Raw genomic sequence first — 6384 nt, 5'->3', positions numbered from 1 at the left:
GCTGCCCAACATCGAAAGCCGTATCGACGCCTGTCGAGAAGTCTCCGCCCGTGTAGGGCCCGAGCAGATAGACATCCGACCCCGCATCGCGCATGCGCGCAAGGAACCGGTTGGGCCAGCCCCATAGCACCCACGCATAGTTCGACGGCGCCAGCACGATGGTGTTGCGGCAGGCCGCGGGAACGAAACTGCTCCATCCGATCCCGATGTAGCGGACGAGGCAGCGCATGAGGTTGCCGCGCGCCAGCACGCGCATATCGGGCAGCGCCTCGCGCACGGCATCAAGTGGCGTGTCGTGACCGTAGACGGCGAGGCGCGCCCGCGCCTCTGCCGGGAGCTGTGAAAGCCGCGCCGCGAGCTTGCGCCCTTCCTCGGCGTCACGGCTCTTGACGTGGATGAGGAGCCGCTTGTGCGGAAATGCCGCCAGCACCTCGTCGAGCGACGGCATCAAACCCACGCCTTTGCCGCGGAACGGATACGTCAGCCCGCTGTCGGCGGTGTAGCCGTAGCCGATGTCGAGTGCCTTGAGCTCAGCCAGCGTCTTTTCGCGCGTCACGCCGCGGCCGTTCGTGCGGCAGTCGACGGTCCAGTCGTGGAACACGGCGAAATGCCCGTCCGTCGTCGGGTGCACGTCGAGTTCGACGATGTCGGCGCCGGCCGCGAACGCCGCCTGCATCGACGGGATCGTGTTCTCCAGGAGCTCATGCTCGGGCGGGCGGATGCGCGTCGCAGTGCAGGTATCGTTCTCGATTCCGTCCGGCGGGAAGGTCTGCGCGACCCCGCGATGCGCGAGTAGTGTCGGCTTGCCTGTCATCGCCGGCGCGAAAAGCTTCGTGTTGAGCACGAACGCCACAAGGGCGAACATGCCCATGAGGCCGAGCAAGGCACGCAGGATCCGCAAATTCAGGTCTCCGGCTGGCGGCCTTCCGGCGGCTAGCGGGGCAGCACCCGGTCGCCGTAGAAGATCGCGATCAAGACGGAGATCACGGAAAACACGAATCCGGCGATCGAAAGGCCGAAGCTCCACCAGAACGTGTTGAGCCGAAGCCGCATGTACTCTGAGCGCAGCGCCTCCGTTTCCGGATTGCGCGCCCGCCCGCCGCCGCCGACGGCAAGCGGCTCCTCCCTTAGATAGGCGAGCCAGCCGCCGGAGAGCGCCCAGTAGCGCCCCGCGTTGGTGAGCACGATCGACGTGCGCCCCTCGTCGTCGAACTTGGCGAGTCGCGTCTTGACGATCAGGTCCGCGCCGAGCTTGAGCAGGGCGAGCCGCTCCTTCTCGTCGTCGATGCCCACGACCGGCTGGTCGAAGATCGAGAGCGGCGCGCGCGCGAAGGCCGCATCCAGAAGCTGCGCCGCGACGAGATCGGGCGGTGCGGCGGGCATGGATGTTGTCGATGCAGGCGTGCCCGTCTCCGCCATCGCTTACGCCTTCGCCATCGCCGCCTTGAGATTGGCGTCGATCTTGTCGAGGAAGCCCGTCGTTGTGAGCCACTTCTGATCCGGGCCGACGAGAAGGGCGAGATCCTTGGTCATGAAGCCCGATTCCACCGTATCGACGCATACCTTCTCCAGCGTCGATGAGAACTTGGCGAGCTCCGCATTGTTGTCGAGCTTGGCCCGATGCGCGAGCCCCCGCGTCCACGCGAAGATCGAGGCGATGGAGTTTGTCGAGGTGTCCTTGCCCTTCTGATGCTCGCGGTAGTGACGCGTCACCGTTCCGTGCGCCGCCTCCGCTTCGACGGTCGCGCCGTCCGGCGTCATGAGCACGCTGGTCATGAGGCCGAGCGAGCCGAAGCCTTGCGCCACCGTGTCGGACTGCACGTCGCCGTCGTAGTTCTTGCACGCCCACACGTAGCCGCCGCTCCACTTGAGCGCGGACGCCACCATGTCGTCGATGAGCCGGTGCTCGTAGACGATTTTCTTCGCAGCGAACTTGTCTTTGAACTCGGCGTCGAACACCTCTTGGAACAGATCCTTGAAGCGTCCGTCATAGGCTTTGAGGATGGTATTCTTGGTCGAGAGATAAACCGAGTAGCCGCGGTTCAAGCCATAGTTGAACGAGGCCTGCGCGAACTCGCGGATGCTGTCGTCGAGATTGTACATGGCCATCGCCACGCCCGCGCCGGGGGCCTTGAAGACCTCCTTCTCGATGATCTTTCCGTCCTCACCTTCGAATTTGATCGTGAGCTTGCCCTTGCCCGGATACTTGAAGTCGGTGGCCTTGTACTGGTCGCCGAACGCGTGGCGCCCGATCACGATCGGCTGCGTCCAGCCCGGCACGAGGCGCGGCACGTTCTTGGCGATGATCGGCTCGCGGAAGATGACGCCGCCCAGGATGTTGCGGATGGTGCCGTTGGGGCTCTTCCACATTTCTTTGAGATTGAACTCTTTGACGCGCGCCTCGTCCGGCGTGATGGTTGCGCACTTGACGCCGACGCCATGCGTCTTGATGGCGTTGGCCGCATCGATGGTGATCTGGTCGCCGGTCGCGTCGCGGTGTTCGACGCCGAGATCGTAGTACTCGAGGTTCACATCCAGATAGGGGTGGATGAGCTTGTCCTTGATGAGCTTCCAGATGATGCGAGTCATCTCGTCGCCGTCGAGCTCGACGACAGTGCCGGTCACCTTGATCTTCTGCATGGATGTGCCTTCGGATGGGAGGGTCGTTGCCGCCGACCTTAACCGCGCGCGTGCGCTGCAACAAGAAGGTAGCGCTTTTGACTTTGGTCCCGATGGGCAGGACTCGCCGCGCCCGGGCGCATCTGGCGAACGCTGCTCAACCCGCGAAGCCGCCGCTGTCCAGAAAGCGTTGCTCCTCGGCGGTCGTGGCGCGCCCGAGAATGGCATTCCGATGCGGAAAACGCCCGAAGCGCTGGATGATGTCGCGATGGATCTCGGCGTAGCGGCGGACCTCGGCTCCGAGGGGTGCAATGAGCGCCACCGCGCGCTCCTGGTCGGAAAGATCCTCCGAATGCTCGAACGGCAGATAGAAAAAGATCCTGAGCTCGGGCGCGACCGACCGGTCATGCCCGGCTGCGATGGCCGCGGTCGCCACCTCCAGCGCCGCAGCGTCGGAAGCGAACATGCGCGCCGTCCCGCGAAAGCAATTGCGCGGGAACTGATCGAGCAGCAGCACCAGCGCGAGCGCGCGCTCGGGCGCCGCTTCCCACGCCTGAAGCGCGCCCTGCGCGGCCGCCTCGTGCAGTGTCAGGCAATGGGCACGGAACGCGGCATCGAACGCATCGTCCTTGGCAAACCAGCGGTCGGGCCCCGCATCGCGCCAGAAGCGTACGATCTCGGCAGCCGTCGTGAGCGGCGTGGTGTCAGCGGTCGGTTCCATACCCCCCATATCGGGTCGCGCCCGGCCAAGGTCAAACGCTTGCCGAAAAGCGCGACGCATTCGCGAGGGTTAATCCCGACGCAGGGCGGGACAGCCGGCGGCCGGGGTGCTAAGGCGAGGCCATGACCGTGACCACCCACACCCGCGACATCGAAATCGCCACCGACGCCGGCACGCGCGTGCCCGTCGTCGCGTCCCGCGAGCTGCCGGGCGCGCCCATCCCAGTGGCGCGACTTGTGCACGCCTGTCACGAGAAGACCATCGACGATGGCCTCGCCGCGATCGGCGCGTCCGCCATAGACCGTGCCGCCCTCGACCGCATCCTGACCTACTGCGCGGAGCTCGCCTGCGAGAGCGATGCCGCCACATGTCCGAGCTGCAAGCGCCGCACGGACGCGTTGGGGATCTCGACGCTGGATGACTTCATCGCCCGCCACCGCGAGATCGTCGTTGGCGACGGCGCCGTGCGCCTCGTGGGCCAGGGCAGCGAGACCCTGCACACGCCCGCGCTCGCAGCGCTCGAGAAAACCTGGTCCGGGGAGAACTACTGGTTCTGGGCCCGGCGCGTGCTGCGCAAGCTTCGCCACGGGATCCGCCGTGCGCACATCCAGGGCGAGGCGGTCGCCGGGCCGGGCGAGACGCCGGCGGTGATCCTGGTCGAGCCGCAGCTTGCCGACAACATCGGCATGGTGGCACGCGCCATGGCGAACTTCGGTCTCGACGACCTCCGCCTCGTCGCGCCGCGTGACGGCTGGCCCAACGAGAAGGCGCGCATCGCAGCGTCGGGTGCCAACTACGTGATCGATGACGCGACGGCTTATCCCTCGCTCGAAGCCTCGCTCGGGGATCTCACCTTTGTCATCGCCACCACGGCACGCCAGCGGCCGCTGAAGAAACCGGTGCTGACCCCGGAGGAAGGGATTGCTGCACTGCGGGAGCGGATCGCGCGCGGCGAGCGTTGCGGAATTCTTTTCGGCCGTGAACGGAATGGCCTTGAGACCAGCGAGTTGGCCAACGCCGACGCGCTGGTGATGATTCCCGTCAACTCCCGCTTCGCATCGCTCAATCTTGCGCAGGCCGTTCTGCTTTTGGGCTACGCTTGGATTCGTGACAGCGGCCGCGGCACTTTGGGCCGCGTCACCACCTACGAATCGCCGGTTTCCGAAGGTCTTAACCTTGGCTCGGACCGTCTGGCCCCAAAAGAGGAACTGTTCGGCTTTTTCGATCACCTCGAATCCGAGCTTGATCGGCTCGGCTTCTTCAATCCGCTTGAGAAACGCCCTTCTGTCGTCCAAAATTTAAGGACTATGTTTACCCGTATGGCCCTGACCCAGCAGGAGGTGCGGACGCTTCGTGGTATTGTTGCCACTCTGTCCAAGGGCAAAGGCACAGGCCGCAAGCCGTCCACATAGGCCGCCATGATCTTGCCAGGTTTTGGGCTGAGCGATGCCCACAAACACGGCATAAGACACGACAAGAGACGACTGCTGAGTGGCGCACGGTGGCGACCGGCGCGAGCTTGGTGCGGGTAATAAACAAAACAGGAGCGCAGCAGGGGCAATGATGCGGACGATGATCAAAGCAAAACGAGCATTAGTCGGTGCGGCCGCCCTGGCGGGCGTGGCGGCTCTGGCCTCGACGGCGTTCGCTGCGGAAGGCGAGCTCAGCGACAAGTCCGTTCAAGTCATCATGGAGTATGCGTGGTCGTTGACGCCACAGCAGTTCTCCAAGAAGGACGGCACCGTCATCATCGTCGACAAGTCGAAGCGCGAGCAGGCCATGGTGCCGCTTGACGTGGCGCGCGAGGTTGTGCGCGTAGGACGTCTGTCGGCTCATGCGCAGGCCTGCAATCTTCCCGAGGAGCAAACGCTCAACCACCGCTCGCTGATGAAGCGCGAGGTCGACAAGAAGAAGTGGAGCGACCAGCAGGAGCTCTTCATCAATCAGCTCCACCTGACGACCGTCATGCTGCTCACCGGCAAGATCAAGCTGGTGGAGAAGGACGGTGACAAAGAGGTGGTGATCGACGAGAAGCAGGCGCCCCAGCAGACCTGCACCGAGGAGCAGCGCCAGAAGGTGCGCGATCTCGTGGCGGCTTACGTGAAGTCGGGGCCCGCGCTCGCCTCGGCTGCGGAGCCTGGCAAGACGACGCCGACCAGCACCGGCTCCACCGCGCCGGCCCCCCCGGCCGAAAAGAAGTAATCGGCCCCCACTCGGGTCTGGCGTCTGGTTAACAGACGGCCATTGACGCCGCCGGGCGTCTCGACTAAAGGAAGCGCTTCGCGGGCCGGTTTCGGCCCGCGTTCCATTTGCGCACCCGCGGCAGGCCCGGAAATTCGGGCAGGCCTGTCGGTCCGGTCCCCAACAGGGGCAGGGCAGAGGAGGGGGCGCTCCAAACCTGCAACCAATTCTTGGAGTGCCGTTACATGACGAAGCGCATTCGCGCCAAGCACAAGATCGACCGCCGCCTCACCGAGAACATCTGGGGCCGCCCGAAGAGCCCGCTCAACAAGCGCCAGAGCCGTCCCGGCCAGCACGGCGAGCGCCGCGTCTCGAAGCTGTCGGACTTCGGTCAGCAGCTCCGCGCCAAGCAGAAGCTCAAGGGCTACTACGCCAACCTTTCCGAGCGCCAGTTCCACCGCCTCTACGTCGAGGCAAGCCGCCTCAAGGGCTCGACCTCCGAGCACCTGATCGGCCTCCTCGAGCGCCGCCTGGACGCCATCGTCTATCGCGCCAAGTTCGTGCCGACGGTGTTCGCCGCCCGCCAGTTCGTGTCGCACGGCCACGTGACCGTCAACGGCCGCCGGGTGACCATCCCGAGCTTCCGCGTCCGTATCAACGATGTGGTCGAGGTCAAGGAGAAGGCGCGTCAGCTTCCGCTCGTGCTCGAGGCCTTGAAGAGCGCTGAGCGCGACACGCCCGACTATGTCGAGGTCGACCAGAACAAGTTCACTGCCAAGCTCACCCGCGTGCCCGCGCTCTCGGATGTGCCCTACCCGGTGACCATGGAGCCGAACCTCGTCGTCGAGTTCTACTCGCGCTAA

General features: G+C 65.1%; 7 protein-coding genes. 3 read left to right on the top strand and 4 right to left on the bottom strand.

Features of this window, described 5'->3' with window-relative positions; genetic code table 11:
* From QZV93_RS17155 to QZV93_RS17140, 4 genes are all read right to left on the bottom strand, one after another.
* Positions 1-865: glycerophosphodiester phosphodiesterase family protein (locus QZV93_RS17155; RefSeq protein ID WP_295559911.1), on the bottom strand; the 865-nt coding region annotated here is incomplete at its 3' end.
* A 68-nt stretch (positions 866-933) separates the two neighbouring features.
* The gene (locus QZV93_RS17150) at positions 934-1383 is read right to left on the bottom strand and encodes a hypothetical protein (RefSeq protein ID WP_295559902.1); all 450 of its coding nucleotides are present in this window, start codon (positions 1381-1383) and stop codon (positions 934-936) included.
* A 39-nt stretch (positions 1384-1422) separates the two neighbouring features.
* A complete protein-coding gene (locus QZV93_RS17145; RefSeq protein ID WP_295559901.1) occupies positions 1423-2640 on the bottom strand; it encodes an NADP-dependent isocitrate dehydrogenase in 1218 nt (405 codons plus the stop codon).
* 136 nt (positions 2641-2776) lie between these two features.
* Complete coding sequence (locus QZV93_RS17140) at positions 2777-3340, bottom strand: DUF924 family protein (RefSeq protein ID WP_295559899.1); 564 nt, start codon at positions 3338-3340, stop codon at positions 2777-2779.
* 122 nt (positions 3341-3462) lie between these two features.
* On the opposite strand from QZV93_RS17140, the gene QZV93_RS17135 reads away from it, so the two are divergent.
* From QZV93_RS17135 to rpsD, 3 genes are all read left to right on the top strand, one after another.
* Positions 3463-4752: an RNA methyltransferase gene (locus tag QZV93_RS17135; RefSeq protein WP_295559897.1), complete on the top strand. Its 1290-nt coding sequence runs from the start codon at positions 3463-3465 to the stop codon at positions 4750-4752.
* A 160-nt stretch (positions 4753-4912) separates the two neighbouring features.
* Complete coding sequence (locus tag QZV93_RS17130; RefSeq protein ID WP_295559895.1) at positions 4913-5542, top strand: hypothetical protein; 630 nt, start codon at positions 4913-4915, stop codon at positions 5540-5542.
* A 224-nt stretch (positions 5543-5766) separates the two neighbouring features.
* Positions 5767-6384, top strand: coding sequence for a 30S ribosomal protein S4 (gene rpsD, locus QZV93_RS17125; protein WP_295559893.1), 618 nt, complete (start codon positions 5767-5769; stop codon positions 6382-6384).

Source organism: uncultured Hyphomicrobium sp. (genome assembly GCF_902826555.1).
GTDB lineage: Bacteria > Pseudomonadota > Alphaproteobacteria > Rhizobiales > Hyphomicrobiaceae > Hyphomicrobium_C.
This window is presented reverse-complemented; position numbering and strand designations above follow the sequence as displayed.